Annotated in this window: 5 protein-coding genes; all 5 read left to right on the top strand. The window is 68.0% G+C overall.

Going from position 1 to position 17752, the window contains the following annotated elements:
* Nucleotides 1-227: 227 nt before the first annotated feature.
* Nucleotides 228-1637 (top strand): type I glutamate--ammonia ligase, encoded by a 1410-nt coding sequence (glnA, locus tag ACTJI4_RS15690; protein ID WP_392923356.1) that lies wholly within the window; start codon nucleotides 228-230, stop codon nucleotides 1635-1637.
* Nucleotides 1638-1916: 279 nt separating this feature from the next.
* Complete coding sequence (locus ACTJI4_RS15685; RefSeq protein WP_068854487.1) at nucleotides 1917-2255, top strand: P-II family nitrogen regulator; 339 nt, start codon at nucleotides 1917-1919, stop codon at nucleotides 2253-2255.
* Nucleotides 2256-2273: 18 nt separating this feature from the next.
* Nucleotides 2274-3710, top strand: a complete 1437-nt coding sequence (locus tag ACTJI4_RS15680) for an ammonium transporter (protein WP_440869876.1) — start codon at nucleotides 2274-2276, stop codon at nucleotides 3708-3710.
* 333 nt (nucleotides 3711-4043) lie between these two features.
* On the top strand, nucleotides 4044-5705 hold the full coding sequence (locus tag ACTJI4_RS15675) for a ShlB/FhaC/HecB family hemolysin secretion/activation protein (RefSeq protein ID WP_440869971.1): 1662 nt from the start codon (nucleotides 4044-4046) through the stop codon (nucleotides 5703-5705).
* A gap of 70 nt (nucleotides 5706-5775) precedes the next feature.
* The coding region (locus ACTJI4_RS15670; RefSeq protein ID WP_440869875.1) for a two-partner secretion domain-containing protein at nucleotides 5776-17752 on the top strand (11977 nt) is incomplete at its 3' end.

Raw genomic sequence — 17752 nt, 5'->3', positions numbered from 1 at the left:
GCTGAGAGGGGTAAAGCCGGGCACTGCCCGGCCGGTGCGATGAAATCATAAGACATCAGACGCCGCACCAAATGTGTGCATGGTGCGGCCATTGCACCGCAATGGTGCGCCACGTTCAGCGTCCATCCGGGTGCACGTCGTGTGAAATCAACTACTTGGGGGCCATCAAAAGTTGGCACGGGGATTGCTCTATCCACACAGGCAATCACCCATCTGAGGTTTCACCGATGTCCGTGGAAAATGTTGAGAAGCTGATCAAGGACAACCAGATCGAATTCATCGACCTGCGTTTTGTCGACATGCGCGGCGTGGAACAGCACGTCACCTTCCCGGTCAGCATCGTGGAACCGTCGCTGTTCGAAGAAGGCAAGATGTTCGACGGCAGTTCCATTGCCGGCTGGAAGGGCATCAACGAGTCCGACATGGTCCTGCTGCCGGATCCGGCCAGCGCCTACGTCGACCCGTTCTACGCCGACCCGACCCTGGTGATCAGCTGCGACATCCTTGACCCGGCCACCATGCAGCCCTACGGCCGCTGCCCGCGCGGCATCGCCAAGCGCGCCGAGGCCTACCTGAAGTCCTCCGGCATTGCCGAACAGGCCTTCTTTGGTCCGGAGCCGGAGTTCTTCATCTTCGACTCGGTCCAGTTCGCCAACGACATGGGCAACACCTTCTTCAAGATCTCCTCCGAAGAAGCGGCCTGGAGCACCGGCGACAAGTTCGACGGCGCCAACAGCGGCTACCGCCCGGCCGTCAAGGGCGGCTACTTCCCGGTTCCGCCGACCGACTCGCTGCACGACCTGCGCGCTGAAATGTGCAAGACGCTGGCCCAGGTCGGCATCGAAGTCGAAGTGCAGCATCACGAAGTGGCTACCGCGGGCCAATGCGAAATCGGCACCAAGTTCAGCACCCTGGTGCAGAAGGCCGATGAACTGCTGCGCATGAAGCACGTCATCAAGAACGTGGCCCACCGCAACGGCAAGACCGCCACCTTCATGCCCAAGCCGATCGTCGGCGACAACGGCAGCGGCATGCATGTGCACCAGTCGCTTTCCAAGGGCGGCACCAACCTGTTCTCCGGCGACGGTTACGGCGGTCTGAGCCAGCTGGCGCTGTGGTACATCGGCGGCATCTTCAAGCATGCCAAGGCCATCAACGCCTTCGCCAACTCGGGCACCAACAGCTACAAGCGCCTGGTGCCGGGCTTCGAAGCCCCGGTCATGCTGGCCTACTCGGCCCGCAACCGTTCGGCCTCGTGCCGCATCCCGTGGGTGTCCAACCCGAAGGCACGCCGCATTGAAATGCGCTTCCCCGATCCGATCCAGTCCGGCTACCTGACCTTCACCGTACTGATGATGGCCGGCCTGGACGGCATCAAGAACCAGATCGATCCGGGCGCACCGAGCGACAAGGACCTGTACGACCTGCCGCCCGAGGAAGAAAAGCTGATTCCGCAGGTGTGCTCCAGCCTGGACCAGGCCCTGGAAGCGCTGGACAAGGACCGCGAGTTCCTCAAGGCCGGCGGCGTGATGACCGACGACTTCATTGATGGCTACATCGCACTGAAGATGCAGGAAGTGACCCGCTTCCGCGCCGCCACGCACCCGCTCGAATACCAGATGTACTACGCCAACTGAGCAACAGGTGGCGATGCCGAAGGACTTCCCTCCCACCTTCGTCATCGCCACCGCTTCACCCATGCGTCTGGGCTGGGGAGCCGCGACGCATCTGCTACATGCAACACCAGGGGCAAGAGAGACCGGACGCGCAGCATGGGCCCTTCCTCCCTCCCGCGTCACCGGCGTGGTCCATGCAACGTTCGGCGCACCAACCGGCGGCCATGTGCAAGTGGTCGCCGGTTGACCTGACATCGGCCTGCCCGGCAGGCCGGTTCCATCCACCATCGGGACATGCGCATGAAACTGATCTCCGCCATCATCCGGCCGTTCAAGCTCGACGAGGTCCGCGAGGCCCTCTCCGATGCGGGCGTGTCGGGCATCACCGTGACCGAAGTAAAAGGCTTTGGCCGCCAGAAGGGCCACACCGAGTTGTATCGCGGCGCCGAGTACGTCGTGGATTTCCTGCCCAAGATCAAGATCGAAACCGTGGTGACCGACGAACGCCTGGACGCGGTGGTTGAAGCGATCCAGAACGCCGCCGGCACCGGCAAGATCGGCGATGGCAAGATCTTCGTCACCGCCGTTGAACAGGTCATCCGCATCCGCACCGGCGAAATCGGCGCGGACGCGCTCTAACCCCACTCGGAGCCCACAATGAAGACTTCCTTGTTCACCGGGTGGCAAGCCCGGTTCCACGCCGTGTGCCTGCTGATGCTGTTCAGCGCACTCGCCGTTGGCGCGTTCTCCGGCACCGCCCACGCCCAGGCCCAGGTCAGCCCGGCACCGTCGGAAACGGTGGCCGTTGAACCGCTGCCCACTGCCGAGGCCCCCGCACCTGCCGCAGCCGCCGCTGAAGCCGAAGCGGCACCTGCCTACGACCGTGGCGACGTGGCGTGGATGCTCACCTCCACCCTGCTGGTGCTGCTGATGGTGGTGCCGGGCCTTGCGCTGTTCTACGGCGGTCTGGTCCGCTCCAAGAACGTGCTGTCCGTGCTCAGCCAGATCCTGGTGGTGTTCTCGCTGGTGCTGATGCTGTGGGTGGCCTACGGCTACAGCGCGGTGTTCAGCGAAGGCAACCAGTTCTTCGGCTCGTTCACCCAGTTCGCCTTCCTCAAGGGCTTTGCGCCCGATTCGGTCGGCAACACTCCGATCAAGGGCCTGCCCGACTATCTGTTCGTTGCCTTCCAGTCCACCTTCGCCGGCATCACCACCGCACTGATCGTCGGTGCGTTTGCCGAACGCATCAAGTTCAAGGCGGTGCTGCTGTTCTCGGCGCTGTGGTTCACCCTGAGCTACATCCCGATGGCCCACATCGTATGGGGCGGCGGGTACCTGGGCGCGATGGGCGCGATCGACTTCGCCGGTGGCACCGTGGTGCACATCAACGCGGGCGTGGCCGGCCTGGTCGCCGCGTACTTCGTGGGCAAGCGCATCGGCTACGGCCAGACCGCCCTGAAGCCGCACAACGTGCCGTTCACCTATATCGGCGCGATGTTGCTGTGGGTGGGCTGGTTCGGCTTCAACGCCGGTTCCGCCGCCGCCGCCGACACCGTGGCCTCGCTGGCCTTCATCAACACCATTCTCGCCACCGCCGCAGCGGTGCTGGGCTGGACCCTGGTGGAAGCGGTCAGCAAGGGCAAGCCGTCCGCACTGGGCGCGGCCTCCGGCGCGGTCGCCGGCCTGGTCGGCATCACCCCGGCCTGCGGCACCGTGGGCCCGCTGGGTGCGATCGTGATCGGCCTGGTCACCGGCGTGGTCTGCGTGTGGGGCGTCACCGGTCTCAAGCGCCTGCTCAAGGTCGATGACACCGCCGACGTGTTCGGCGTGCACGGCGTCGGCGGCATCGTCGGCGCACTGCTCACCGGGGTATTCAGCGCGCAGTCGCTGGGCGGCACCAAGGCCGACCTCGATATCGGCCACCAGGTCTGGGTGCAGCTGGTCAGCGTCGGCTTCACCATCGTCTGGTGCGCCGTGGTTACCGTAGCCATCCTGCTGGTCGTGCGTCTGGTGTTCGGGCTGCGCGTGACCGAGGAAGCCGAGCGCACCGGCCTGGACGTCACCTCGCATGGCGAGTCCGCATACGAGGTCTGATCGACTTCACGTTTTCTTCGGGGCTTTACACTTGCTGTAGACGACGTTGCGCCTTGACGTCACTGCCGGCGGCCTTCGGACCGCCGGCTTTTTTATGCCAGAAGCCAACCTGGGCGAAGTCTCACTTTCACAAGCAGTGAGTACTTTTCCTACTATCGAAAGAGAAATTCCGGAGCTGTTTCGAACTCCGCGATTCGTTTAAAGTTCCGCGCCCGCAGGCCGTTCTCTGGTCGGTAGGCCCGGATTTTTCTGCGAAGGAAGCGCGTGAACGTGAGACAGGGACGTATCGAACGCAGCCGCGGGCTGCGCTGGCGACTGGCCGTGGCTGTGGCGATGGCCTGCGTGCCCACCGCAGTGGCTGCACAGGTGGCCGCGCCGCCAGACCAGGAACTGCTGCGCCAGCAGGAGCGCGAGCGCGTCCTGCGCGAGCAGCAGGAAACCACGCCCGATGTACGCCTGCAGGCGGCACCGGAAGATGTGGTGGGCCGCCTGCCCGCCAACGAAACCCCGTGCTTCACCATCGACCACATCGCGCTCGAGGGCGACCTCGCTGAGCGCTTCCGCTGGGCGCTGGAGGCCGCCGACCCGCGCCACGACCGTGCCACCGGCCGCTGCCTCGGCACCGCCGGCGTGGACATCGTGATGAAGCGCGTGCAGAACGCCATCATCGCGCGCGGCTACGTCACCACGCGCATCCTGGCCGCTCCACAGGACCTGAAGACCGGCACCCTGACCCTGACCGTGGTGCCCGGCCGCATCCACGCGGTGCGTTTCGCCAGCGACGCAGGTCGCACGCCGGCGCTGTGGAATGCCCTGTCAGTGGGCCCTGGCGACCTGCTCAACCTGCGCGACATCGAACAGGCGCTGGAGAATCTGCAGCGCGTCCCAACGGCCAGCGTCGACATCCAGATCGCCCCGCCGCAGGACACCGCGCAGGCGCGGCCCGGCGAGAGCGACCTGGTCATCAGCTGGACCCAGCGCGTTCCGGTGCGTGTCAGCGTGACCTTGGACGACGCCGGCAGCCAGTCCACCGGCAAGCTGCAGGCCGGCGCCACGCTGTCGCTGGACAACCTGGCCGGGCTGAGCGACCTGTTCTACCTCAACGCCGGCAGATCGGTCTTCAACGGCAGCGACCGCGGCACCGACAGCTGGGCCGCGCACTACAGCGTGCCCATGGGCTGGTGGCTGCTGGGTGCCAACGCCAGCGAGTACGACTACCGGCAGACCGTGGCCGGCGCCTACGAAACCTACGAGTACAGCGGCTCCAGCCGCAACGCCGAACTGCGCCTGACCCGCATGCTGTTCCGCAACGCGCACGCCAAGACCAGCATGTATGGGCGCGGTTGGTACCGCGATTCCAACAACTACATCGACGACACCGAAATCCTGGTTCAGCGCCGGCGCATGGGCGGGTGGGAACTGGGGCTGGCCCACCGCCACTTCCTCGGCAAGGCCACGCTGGATGCGAACCTGGCCTACCGCCGTGGCACCGGCGCATTCGATGCGCTGCAGGCACCGGAAGAAGGCTTCGGCGAAGGCACGGCGCGCGGCAAGGTGGTCACCGCCGATGCCCAGCTCACCGTGCCCCTGCAGTGGGGCAGCCAGGCGCTGCGCTACACCGGCAGCTGGCGCGCGCAGTGGAACCGTTCGCGGCTGGTGCCGCAGGACCGCTTCTCCATCGGCGGCCGCTACACCGTGCGTGGATTCGACGGCGAAGTATCGCTCACCGGCGAGCGCGGCTGGCTGTTGCGCAACGAGCTGGCGTTCGCGCTCGGCGGTGGCGTTGAAAGCTACGTCGCCGTCGACCACGGCCAGGTCAGCGGCCCCTCCACCGAATGGCTGCTGGGCGACCGCCTGACCGGCATGGCGCTGGGCCTGCGCGGTGGCACCCGCCACCTGCAGTGGGAAGGCTTCATTGGCAGCCCGTTGAAGAAGCCCGATGGCTTCCAGACCGCCTACACCACCTTTGGCATGAACCTGGGCGTGTCGTTCTGACGCCTGCTGCATGGCCGCGCACGCCTGCCCGGCGCGCGCCCCCTACACCGCATTGAAAGGAAGCAACGCCGTGAATCGAGTCTACCGTCTGGTCTTCAACCGCACGCTGGGTGTCATGCAGGTTGCCTCCGAGCTGGTCACGGCGCCACGCGGGGGTTGTGATGCGCGTGCTGGCAACACCATGGCCACGCTGCGGCCGGTGAGCTTCGCGCTGTGGCTGGCGCTGGGCTGGGTAGGCGTGGTGCAGCCGCTGTCGGCGCAGCAATCGCCCAATGCCGGCCGCATCATTGCCGACCCGAACGCACCGGCCGACCAGCGCCCCACGGTGGTCGGTTCGGCCAACGGTACCCCGCAGGTCAACATCTCCACGCCCAGCGCAGCGGGTGTCTCGCGCAACCAGTACCAGCAGTTCGATGTCGGCGCGCAGGGCGCGATCCTCAACAACTCGCGCGTCGATACCCAGACCCAGATCGGCGGTTGGGTGCAGGCCAACCCGTGGCTGGCCACCGGCACCGCGCGCGTCATCCTCAATGAAATCAACGGCAGCAATCCCAGCCAGCTCAACGGCTACATCGAAGTGGCCGGCGCCCGCGCGCAGGTGATCATCGCCAATCCGGCCGGCATCCAGGTCGACGGCGCCGGCTTCCTCAACGCCAGCCGCGTCACCCTGACCACTGGCACGCCCATTGTCAGCAACGGTGCTCTGGAAGGCTACCGCGTCTCCGGGGGCGCCATCCGCATTGCCGGTGCCGGCCTGGATGCCAGCCGCACCGACTACACCGACATCATCACCCGCTCGCTGCAGGTCAACGCCGGCATCTGGGCCAACCAGCTGCAGGCCAGCCTGGGCAACAACGTGGTCAGCGCCGACCACAGCGCAGTGACGAAGCAGGCAGCTGACCGTGGCGCTCCGGCCTTCGCGCTCGACGTGGGCGCACTCGGTGGCATGTACGCCAACCGCATCTGGCTGGTCGGCAACGAACAGGGCGTGGGCATGCGCAACGCCGGAAAGATCGGTGCGCAGGCCGGCGAACTGGTGGTTACCGCCGAGGGGCGGCTGGAAAACACCGGTGCGCTGCATGCTCAGCAGGACACCCGCATCACCGCCGCAGGCGGCGTGGCCAATGCCGGCACGCTCAGCGCCGAACGCGAACTGCGCGTGGATACCCCGGCCGATATCGACAACCGCGGCGGCACGCTCAACGCACGCCGGCTTGAACTCAATGCCGATGCGCTGCGCAACCGCGCCGGCAGCATCGAGCAGGTGGGCGCGCAGGCGCTGCAGTTGAAGGGCACCGATGTCAGCAACCAGCAGGGCCGGATCGGGACGGTGGCCGGCGTAACGCCGGGCGAAGGCAGTGGCGGCGGAAGCACGGGTGGAACGCAGCAGCCGGGTACCGGTACCGGCACCCCAACACCAACCCCGACCCCGGGCCAGGGCGGCAGCACCACTTCGCCTGCGCCGAGCGCGCCATTGGCTGCCGGCGCACTCAACATCGGCCGCACGCTGGACAACGACGGCGGCGCCATCGATGCCACCGGCGTGCTGCAGCTGGCGGCCAGCAACAGCCTGGATAACAGCGGTGGCACGCTCGGCGTTGACACCCTGAAGGTGCAGGGCCAGGCACTGCGCAACGCGGGTGGCACGCTGGAGGTGCAGGGCGCCGCCAGCGCCCGCGTGAACACGCTGGACAACAGTGGCGGTCGCCTTGCTCTCGCCCAGGCCGCGGAACTGCATGCGCAGACCCTGCTCAACCGCGGCGGCACCCTGGCGCACGGTGGCATCGCCGCCACCGCCTGGTCGATCGGCAAACTCGACAACAGCGATGGCAGCATCGCCAGCAATACGGCCAGTTTCGGGCTGGGGATCGGCACCCTGGTCAACACGCGTGGCAGCATCAGCCATGCCGGCAGCAGCGGCCTTCGCGTGCGTGCTGATCGCCTGGATGGCGTGGACGGCGCGATCGCCACCGCCGGGGACCTCGTGCTGCAATTGGGCACTGCCGATCACCGCGGTGCCGACCTCATCGCGAACCAGATCAGCCTGACTGCCGCCTCCTTCGACAACCGCGGCGGCAACGTCCTCGCCACCGGGCAGCAGGCCAGCACCCTCACGGTACAGGGCACGCTCGACAACAGCGATGGCGGGACCCTGGCCAGCAATGGCGACCTGCACGTCAGCGCGGCACAGCTCGGCAATGCCAACGGCACCGTGCAGCAGGCCGGCACCGGCAGCCTGCGCATCGACGCTGCCACCCTGCAGGGCCAGGGCGGCAGCGTGCTCAGCAACGGCAGCCTGCTCCTGCAGGGCACCACCACCAACCTGCGCGACGGCACCACCGCCGCGCAGCGCATCGACATCCGTACCGGCGACCTGGTCACCGCTGGCGGCTCGCTCACCTCGGCCAGCACCGACGTGCTGCATCTGCAGGTCGGCCGCACCCTCGACAACACCGGTGGCCTGCTCGGCAGCAATGGCGCGCTGGCCATCGACAGCACCACCCTGGTCAACAACGGCGGCAAGCTGGTGGCCGCCGGCACCGACGCCAGCACCCTGCGCGCCACCGGTCTGCTGCAGAACCAAGGCGGCACGGTATCCAGCAATGGCGATCTGCGCATCGACGCCGATGGCCTGCTCAATACGGCAGGCAGCATCGACCATGCCGGAACCGGCACCCTGCAGATCACCGCCACCACCGTGAACGGCGGCCAGGGCACCCTCGCCAGCAACGGCCTGCTGCAGGTGCAGGCGCAGACGCTGGACGTGAACAAGGGCAGCACCCGTGGCCAGCAGGTGGATATCCGCACCGGTTCGCTGGACAACAGCGGCGGCTCCCTGCTGTCACTGGGGGCACAGGACATGCAGCTGCGCGTCAGCGGCAGCCTGGCCAATGATGGCGGCACGATCAGCGCCAACGGTGCGCAGCAGATCGAGGCCGGCGCGCTGAGCAACCGCAGCGGCGCGCTGAACTCGGCCGGCACCGGGGATACCCGCATCGCCGTGGCCGGCGTCCTGGACAACAGCAAGGGCAGCCTGGCCAGCAACGCATCGGCCCTGCAGCTGCAGACCAGCGCCCTGGTCAATGCGGACGGCGCGATCAGCCACGCAGGCACCGGCGGGCTGTCGATCGATACCGGCCGCCTGGATGGGCAGGGCGGCCGGATCGGTACCGCCGGCACCGCCACGCTCAACGCCGGCGCAGTCGACCACCGCGGCGCTTCACTGGCGGCCACGCAGCTCGACCTCACCGCACAATCGCTGGACAACCGCAGCGGCAGCATCGTCGCCACCGGAACCGGGGCCAACACGCTGCGGGTAGCCGATGCGCTGGACAACGGCGACGGCGGTACGCTGGCCAGCAACGGTGATCTGGCCATCAGCGCGCAGACCCTGGGCAACGCCGGCGGCACGATCCAGCAGGCCGGCACCGGCACGCTCGCCATCGACGCATACACCCTGGCCGGGAAGGGCGGCACCGTGCTCAGCAACGGTGCGCTGGTGCTGCAGGGCGACACCCTCGACCTCAGCAACGGCACCACCTCCGCGCAGCAGATCCAGATCGACAGCGAGCGCCTGACCACCGCCGGTGGCCAGCTCAGTGCACTCGGCAACGGCATGCTGCAGGTGCAGGCGCGCACCCTGCTGGACAACAGCGGCGGCACCTTCGGCAGCAACGGCGCGCTCAACATCGCCGCCGGCAGCCTCATCAACGACCACGGCAAGCTGATCGCCGCCGGCGAAGCGACCTCGCAGATCCGCGTGGCCAACATGCTCGACAACCGCAGCGGTTCGATTTCCGGCAACGGCAGCCTGCACATCGACGCCACGCTGCTGCGCAATGCCGGCGGCACCCTGGTGGCCGGCGACGCGCTTCAGCTGCAGGGTGAGGAACTGGACCTGCGCGATGGCGCCGTGGGTGCAACCGACATCACCGTTCAGGCCGGCAGCCTGGACAACAGCGGCGGCACACTGAGCGCCACCGGCAGCAACGACATGCTGCTGAACGTGCGCGACCGCCTGGGCAACGATGGCGGCACCATTGCCGCCAATGGCGCCCAGCGCATTGAAGCGGGCACGCTGTCCAACCGCGACGGCACGCTCAGCTCGGCCGGCACCGCCAACAGCCACATCACCGTAGGCGGCGAACTGGACAACACCCAGGGTGTCATTGCCAGCAATGCCGCCGCGCTGGCAGTGAGCAGCGGCAAACTGGTCAACGTGGACGGCACCCTCAACCACGCCGGTACCCAGGGCCTTACCCTGATCACCGGAGAGCTCGACGGCCGCAACGGCACGCTCGTGACCGCCGGCTACCTCAGGCTGACTGCGGCTGCGGTGGACCATCGGGGCGCGACCCTGCAGGCTGCACAGATCGCGCTCGACGCGCAGTCGTTCGACAACCGCGGCGGCAAGCTGGTGGCCACAGGTGCCGGCGCCAACCGCCTCACCGTGACCGGCGGGCTGGACAACGGCGACAAGGGCCTCATCGCCACCAATGGCGATCTCGCCATCAACGCCGCGGTGTTCGGCAACGCCGGCGGCACCGTGCAGCAGGCTGGCACGGGCCTGCTCGACCTCACGGCGGGCGTCGTCAACGGTGCCGGCGGTACGCTGGTCAGCAATGGCAGCCTGCTCGTGCAGGGTGACACCATCGACCTGCGCGATGGCACCACCTCCGCCCAGCGCATCCGCATCGACGCCGATACCCTCACCACGGCGGGCGGCGCACTCACCGCCACCAGCACCGACGCACTGGTGCTGCATGCGCGCGGCCAGCTGGACAACACCGGCGGTACTCTCGCCGGCAATGGTGCACTGGATCTGCGTGCCGGCACGCTGCGCAACACCGGCGGCACCGTGCAGGCCGCCGGCACCGCCGCCAGCCAGCTCAGCATCGAGCAGACGCTGCACAACCGCGGCGGCAAGATCCTGACCACCGGCGATCTCACGCTTGTCGCCGCCGCAATGGACAACCAGGGGGGCACCCTGCACAGCGCTGCAGACCTGCGCGTGGGCGTGGATGGCCTGCTGGACAACAGCCACGCCGGCCTGATCGCCAGTGGCGGCGATGCCCGCGTGGCTGCAGGCACGCTGGACAACCGCAGCGGCAGCATCGAACAGGCCGGCGACGGCCAGCTGCAGATCGACGTGCAGACCCTGCAGGGCGCCAGCGGCCGCATCGTCAGCAATGGTGCCCTGAGCCTGGAAGGCGAGGCACTGGACATCAGCGGCGGCACCACCGCCGCGCGCGATGTCCACGTCACCACCGGCAGCCTCAACAACGCCGGCGGCACGCTCAGCGCCACCGGTGAGCAGGCCATGGTGGTGCAGGTGCGCGATACGCTCGGCAACGATGGCGGCACCATCGCCGCCAATGGCGCCCAGCAGATCACCGCCGGCGCGCTCTCCAACGTCGGCGGTACGCTCAGCTCGGCCGGCAGCGCCGACACCCGCATCGAAGTGGCCGGCCAGTTCGACAACAGCCGCGGCACCGTAGCCAGCAATGCCAACGCCCTGCAGCTGCAGGCCGGCGGCCTGGTCAACGAAGCCGGCCGGATCGCACACGCGGGCGAGGGCGGCCTGACCGTGCGGACCGGCAGCCTGTCCGGCCAACAGGGCACCATCGCCACCGCAGGGACACTGACCCTGCGCGCAGGCGAGGTCGATCACCGCAACGCGACCCTCAGCGCCAACCAGCTGGACATCGTCGCCACCGGTTTCGACAACCGCGGTGGCACCGTGGTGTCCGGCGGCACCGGCCCCAGCACCGTGTCTGTGCAGGGCACCCTGGACAACGGCAACAACGGCACCCTGGCCAGCAATGGCGACCTGCAGATCACCGCAGCCACCTTCGGCAATGCCGCCGGTACCGTGCAGCAGGCCGGCACCGGCACGCTGGCAATCAACGCGCATACCCTCAACGGCCAGGGGGGCAAGCTGCTCAGCAATGGCAGCCTCGACCTGGCGGGCGACACCACCGACCTGCGCAACGGCACCACCGCTGCGCAGCGCATCAGCGTCCAGACCGGCGCGCTGACCACCGCAGGCGGCACGCTCACCGCCGCCGGCACCGACGCATTGGTGCTGGGGGTCCGCGGCACCCTGGACAACACCGCCGGTACGCTGGCTACCAACGGCTCGCTGGACCTGCGCGCCGCGCAGCTGTTCAACAACCAGGGCACCGTGCAGGCGGCCGGCACCGCTGCCCATCAGCTGGCCATCAGCGGCGCGCTCGAAAACCATGGCGGCCGCATCCTCACCGGTGGCGCCACCACCGTCACCGCTGCCCGGGTCGACAACCGCGCCGGCATCCTGCACACCGATGGCAGCGCGTCGTTGACGCTTACCGTCGACGGCCTGCTGGACAACAGCGCGCAGGGCACCATCAACGCCGGCGGCAACGCCGGGATCAGCGCACAGTCGCTGAACAACGCCGCCGGCATCCTTGCCGCCGGTGCCGTGCTGCAGCTCGATTCGGCCACCCAGCTCGGCAACGCCGCCGGCCTGATCCAGGCGGGAACCGACCTGCACCTGCGCACGTCGGGCATGGACAACCAGTCCGGCAGGGTCATCGCCGGCAGCGTGGATATCGATACCCGTGGGCTGACATTGGACAACCGCGCCGGCACCCTGGCCAGCCTGACCGGCGGCAACGTGCTGCGCACCGGGCTGCTCGACAACAGTGGCGGCCTGCTGCAGTCCGCGGGCAACCTGAGCATCAACACTGCCGGCCAGGCGCTGCTGAATGCCAACGCCAATGGCAACGGCATCAACAGCAGCGGCACCCTGGACATCACCAGTGGCGCCTTCGACAACCGCGCCGGAGCGGTGTTCGGCCAAGGCGCCATCACCCTCAACGCCAGCAGCGTGGACAATTCCGGCGGCGGCTCGCTGAAGGGTGCAGGCGACCTCACCCTGCGCGCCCAGACCCTGAACAACGTGGGCGGCGCGATCAGCGTGGGCCGCAACGCGGACCTCGCCCTGCCCGGCGCACTCGACAACCGCAGCGGGCTGGTCGCCGCCGGCGGCGCCCTGACCGTGCAGGCCGCCAGCGTCGACAACCGCAACACCCTCAGCGCGCCGAACGGCCCGGCACTGGGCCTGCAGGGCGAACAGCTGCGGCTGACCAGCGGCAGCCTGGACAACCAGCAGGGCCAGGTGCTCGCCGACAACCTGACGCTGCAGCTCAGCGGCCAGCTCGACAATACCGGGGGGCAGGTGTCCGCGTCGGAAGTGTCGGACATCAGCGCCGACAGCATCGCCAATACGGGCGGCACGCTGGTGGCCGGCACCCACCAGATCGTGCGTACCCGCGAGATCACCGGCATCGGCAAGGTGCTGTCGCAGGGCGACATGACCCTGGAGCTCCGGCAGAGCCACACCAACACCGGCGAGCTGGCGGCCAACGGCACGCTCACCCTGGCCATCCAGGGCAACCTGGACAACCAGGGCAAGCTGCAGGGTGCCGGGGTGAACATCACCGCCGGGAACATCTACAACGCGGCCACCGGCGAGATAAGCAGCGTGGGCCTGACCCGCCTGATCACCGGTGGTGAGCTGGTCAACCGCGGTGTGCTGGATGGGCGCACGACCCATATCGACGCCGGTACGCTCACCAACATCGGTACCGGCCGCATCTATGGCGACCGCATCGCCATCAACGCCGGTACGCTCAACAACGTGGCCGAGAACGTCGGCGGCGTGCAGCGCTCGGCCACCATCGCCGCGCGCCAGCGTCTGGACCTGGGCGTGGGCGTACTGACCAACAGCGGGCAGAGCCTGGTGTTCAGCGATGGGGACGCGTTCATCGGCGGCGGGCTGAACGGTCTGGATGCTGCAGGCACCGCCCAGCGTATCGACAATGTCAGTTCCACCATCGACATCGCCAACAACCTGGCCATCAACGCGCTGGCGGTGAACAACATCCGCGAAAACGTGGTGGTGGAGCAGAAGACCATCGTGCATGACAAGGTGACGCTGAACCAGCCGGGCTGGTTCAAGAACGGAAACAACACCGGCAGCCTGCGCAACACCTCCAACTTCCAGCCCTACGAGGTGTACTACCTCAACCCTGCCGATATCCTCGAGGATTCGGCCTACATCACGCCAGACGGCCAGCAGATCCGCCGGGCGCTGGTCAGGATGACCCCCTCCACCAGCGCGTACTACTACGCGCGCGGTGGGCTGTACGGCGCGCGCGCCGAACGCGCGCGCCTGAACCCGCAGGAAGGCACGATGGTGATCTACTACGTGCTCCGCGCGGACAACCGCAACAACCCTGACCAGCTTGGCGGCGCAGCGGAAGATCCGTTCCGCGATCTCTCCAAGAGCCAGCCGGGCAGCCCCGCGCTGCGTTACGAATCGGACACCCTGACGTACAGCACTGCCTACGGCACCTGCACCACCACCTGCGTGCAGCTGATCACCTACCCGGACTACGACAACCCGGAGGCGATGCTGATCAACATGCAGCGTCACCCGGAAAACCTCAGCGGCAACGAGGAGTACCGTGAGGCCACCCGCACCACGGTGGAAGATGTGCTGGTTTCCGCCGGGGCCGACGCGGTGATCACCGCCGGTGGCAACATCACCATCGCCACCGACGCGTTGCTCAACGAGTACGCCAGCATCGCCGCCGGTCGCGACTACACCATCCGCGGGCTGAACCTGCAGACGTCTTCGGTGATCAACAGGTCCCGGACACTGGAGCGCACCAGCACCTTCTCCAACAGCTCCTACACGTATGGCGGATCGCGCAGCGACTGGAGCGCTGCGCCGATACAGGAAACGCTCGGTGTACTCGGGGCCGGCATCACTGCGGGCGGCAAGCTCACCATCGACGTAGGCAACCTGCGAAACGAGAACGTGGGCAGCAACGGCCCCAGCGTGCGCGATGGCAGCAGCATGGCCAACCTCAACACCGGCGGGCCCGGTGCGGGTTCGGTCGGCCCGGGCGCCGGCACCGTGCAGGGCCCCGGCCACGCCGCAGGCCAGGACGCTGGCGCGGTGTCCGCACAGGGCCCCAACGCCGCCTCCTCAACCCAGGGCGAGAGCGGCACGGCCGTACAGGGTCCGGGCCATGCCGGTGGGCAGCTGGCCGACACCGCCAGCGCGCAGGGGCCGGGCCAGGTCGGCTCGGCGGGCCCGGGCAACGGCAATGTGCAGGACATCAACGCAGCACAGGCTTCGCAGGCCGCCGCCACCGGCCCGACGGCCGCGCAGGGCGGCAGCCATGCCGGCAGCGGCGCCAACGCCGCGCTGGACCGCAAGCAGGCCGTAGCCGCCGCCGGCAACGACCCGCACCTGGTGGTGACCACCGCACCGGATGCCAGCGCCCCCAGCGCCAGCCTGTTCAACGTCGACGCCAACCGCGGCAGCTACCTGGTTGAAACCGATCCCAAGTTTGCCAACTACCGTAGCTGGCTCAGTTCGGACTACCTGCTGCAGCGCGCCGGCTACGAGCCCTCGCAGACCCAGAAGCGGCTGGGTGACGGCTTCTACGAACAGAAGCTGGTGCGCGAACAGATCGGCGAGCTCACCGGTCGCCGCTTCCTCGATGGCTATGCCAGCGATGAAGACCAGTACCGCGCGCTGCTCGAAGCCGGCGCCACGGTGGCTGGCGCGTGGGGACTGCGCCCCGGCGTCGCCCTCACCGCCGAACAGATGGCTCGGCTCACCAGCGACATCGTGTGGCTGGTCGAACAGGACGTGACCCTGGCGGACGGCTCGGTGGCGCGCGCGCTGGTGCCGCAGGTGTACCTGCGGGTGATGCCGGGCGACCTGGGCAGCAACGGCGCGCTGCTGGCCGGTGCCGATGTGGACATCAAGCTGCGCGGCGACCTGGTCAGCAACGGCGCCATCGCCGGCCGCCAGCTGGTCAGCATCGACGCCGGCAACATCCGCAACATTGGCGGTGGCCAGATCAGCGGCCAGCAGGTGGGCCTGAGTGCCATCGGCGACATCGACATCATCGGCAGCACCGTGACCGCCACCGATGCCATCGCCCTGAAGGCCGGCGGCAACATCACCGTGGCCTCCACCACCCGCGAATGGCGCGATAACGGCGACCTGCTGGTACAGCAGACCACCACGCTGGACCGCGTGGCCGGCCTGTACGTGACCAACAAGGACGGCGCCGGCGTGCTCAGCGTAAACGCCGGCGGCAATGTCGAGCTGCGCGCCGCGCAGCTGGCCAACGCTGGTACGGATGGCCTCACCGCCATTGTCGCCGGCGGCGACATCAACCTGACCGCCGTGACCGAAAAGAACGCCGTCGCGCTCACCCATGACGCGCGCAACTTCACCAGCCAGAGCCAGCTCACCCACATCGGCACCACCATCACCGGTGCCGGCGATGTGGTGCTGCAGGCCGGCAACGACCTGAACCTGACCGCAGCCAAGGTCTCGGCCGCCAACGCGCTGGTGGCGCAGGCAGGGCGCGACATCAACAGTGTTGCCGTGGTCGATTCGCAGAGCTTCGACAGCAGCGCCAAGAGCAAAAACCACTCGCGTGAAGTCAGCGCCACCGATGCCTACGTACTGGGCAACCAGCTCAGCGGCGGCGAAGGCGTCGCCCTGCAGGCCGGGCGCGATCTCACCCTGCAGGCCACCACGGTGGACAGCAGCGACGGCGGCGTGATCCTGTCCGCCGGCCGCGACGTGGCCCTGACCACCGCGCAGGAAACCCACGCGCTGGTGGTGGACGAGACCACCCGCAAGAAGAAGACGCTCTCCAGCACCACCACCACCACCCACGACCAGAGCTCGGCCAGCTACGCCATCGGCACCAGCGTGGGCGGCAAGACCGTGGATATCGTGGCCGGCAACAACGTGGGCATCAGCGGTTCCACCGTGCTGGCCGACAACGACCTGCGCATTGCCGCCGCCAACAACGTCACCATCGAATCGGCGCAGGATACCTTCAGCGAAGCGCACAGCTTCAGCCAGAAGAAGTCCGGCATCACCGGCGGCCTGGCCAACGGCGTGGCATCGGTGGGGTACAGCAGCGCCCGCAGCAATACCGAAAGCGCCAGCCAGTCCACCACCCAGGTGGGCTCGGCCGTGGGTTCGATGAACGGCAACGTGCAGGTCAGCGCGGGAAACCAGCTCACCATCGCCGCTTCCGATGTGGCCGCCGGGCAGGACCTGACCTTGGTCGGCAAGGACATCAACCTCATCGCCCGCCAGGACACCCAGGACACGCAGAGCAGCGAATCCAGCAAGTCCAGCGGCTTCTCGATGGGCATCACCTACGACCCCACCAAGGCCTACCGCAGCGCCCGCGATTCCACCACCGATGGCATGGCCGACAGTGGCTCCATCATGGGCGACATCACCCGCAATGCCGAAGGCACCGCCTCCGGCGTGCGCGCGGCCACCACCTCCACCGTGATCACCGGCGGCAGCCAGCGTTCCAGCGGCAACCAGACCCATTCCACCAGCGACGCCCGCGTGGCCCAGTTGAGTGCGGGCGGCGACCTTACCCTGATCGCCAATGGCGGCTCGATCACCAGCCAGGGCGCGCAGATGTCGGCCGAAGGCGACGCGCTGTTGCTGGCCACGAAGAACATCGTGTTCGACGTGGCCCACAACACCGAATCCAGCACCAGCCAGAGTAGTGGCAAGGGCTGGGGCTTCGCCAACAACACCAGCGGCCTGCCGTTCGGCACCAACAACGCGCGCAGCGAAGGCAGCGGCCAGAGCGACACCATCACCGGCACCCAGCTCTCCGCTGGCGGTGGGGTGCGCATGGCCACCACCGAAGGTGACATCACCCTGACCGCGGCCAACATCGCCGCCGAGAAGGACGTCACCATCCGTGCGGCCGGCAACCTGACCCTGCAGAGCGGCCAGGACACGGTGAGCAACGCCAACACCGCCGACAGCAAGGCCATCGGCACGGTGCAGATCTCCGACACCGAGAAGTTCGCTGGCTGGCACCGCCAGCAGCATGACGACGACAGCGGCATGGTCTCGCAGGTGGCCAGCACCGTGGGCAGCCTGGGCGGCAACGTGAACCTGGGCGCGGGCGGCAAGTACACCCAGA

It is taken from the genome of Stenotrophomonas sp. 22385, assembly GCF_052045085.1.
In the GTDB taxonomy this organism is placed as follows: domain Bacteria; phylum Pseudomonadota; class Gammaproteobacteria; order Xanthomonadales; family Xanthomonadaceae; genus Stenotrophomonas.
This window is presented reverse-complemented; position numbering and strand designations above follow the sequence as displayed.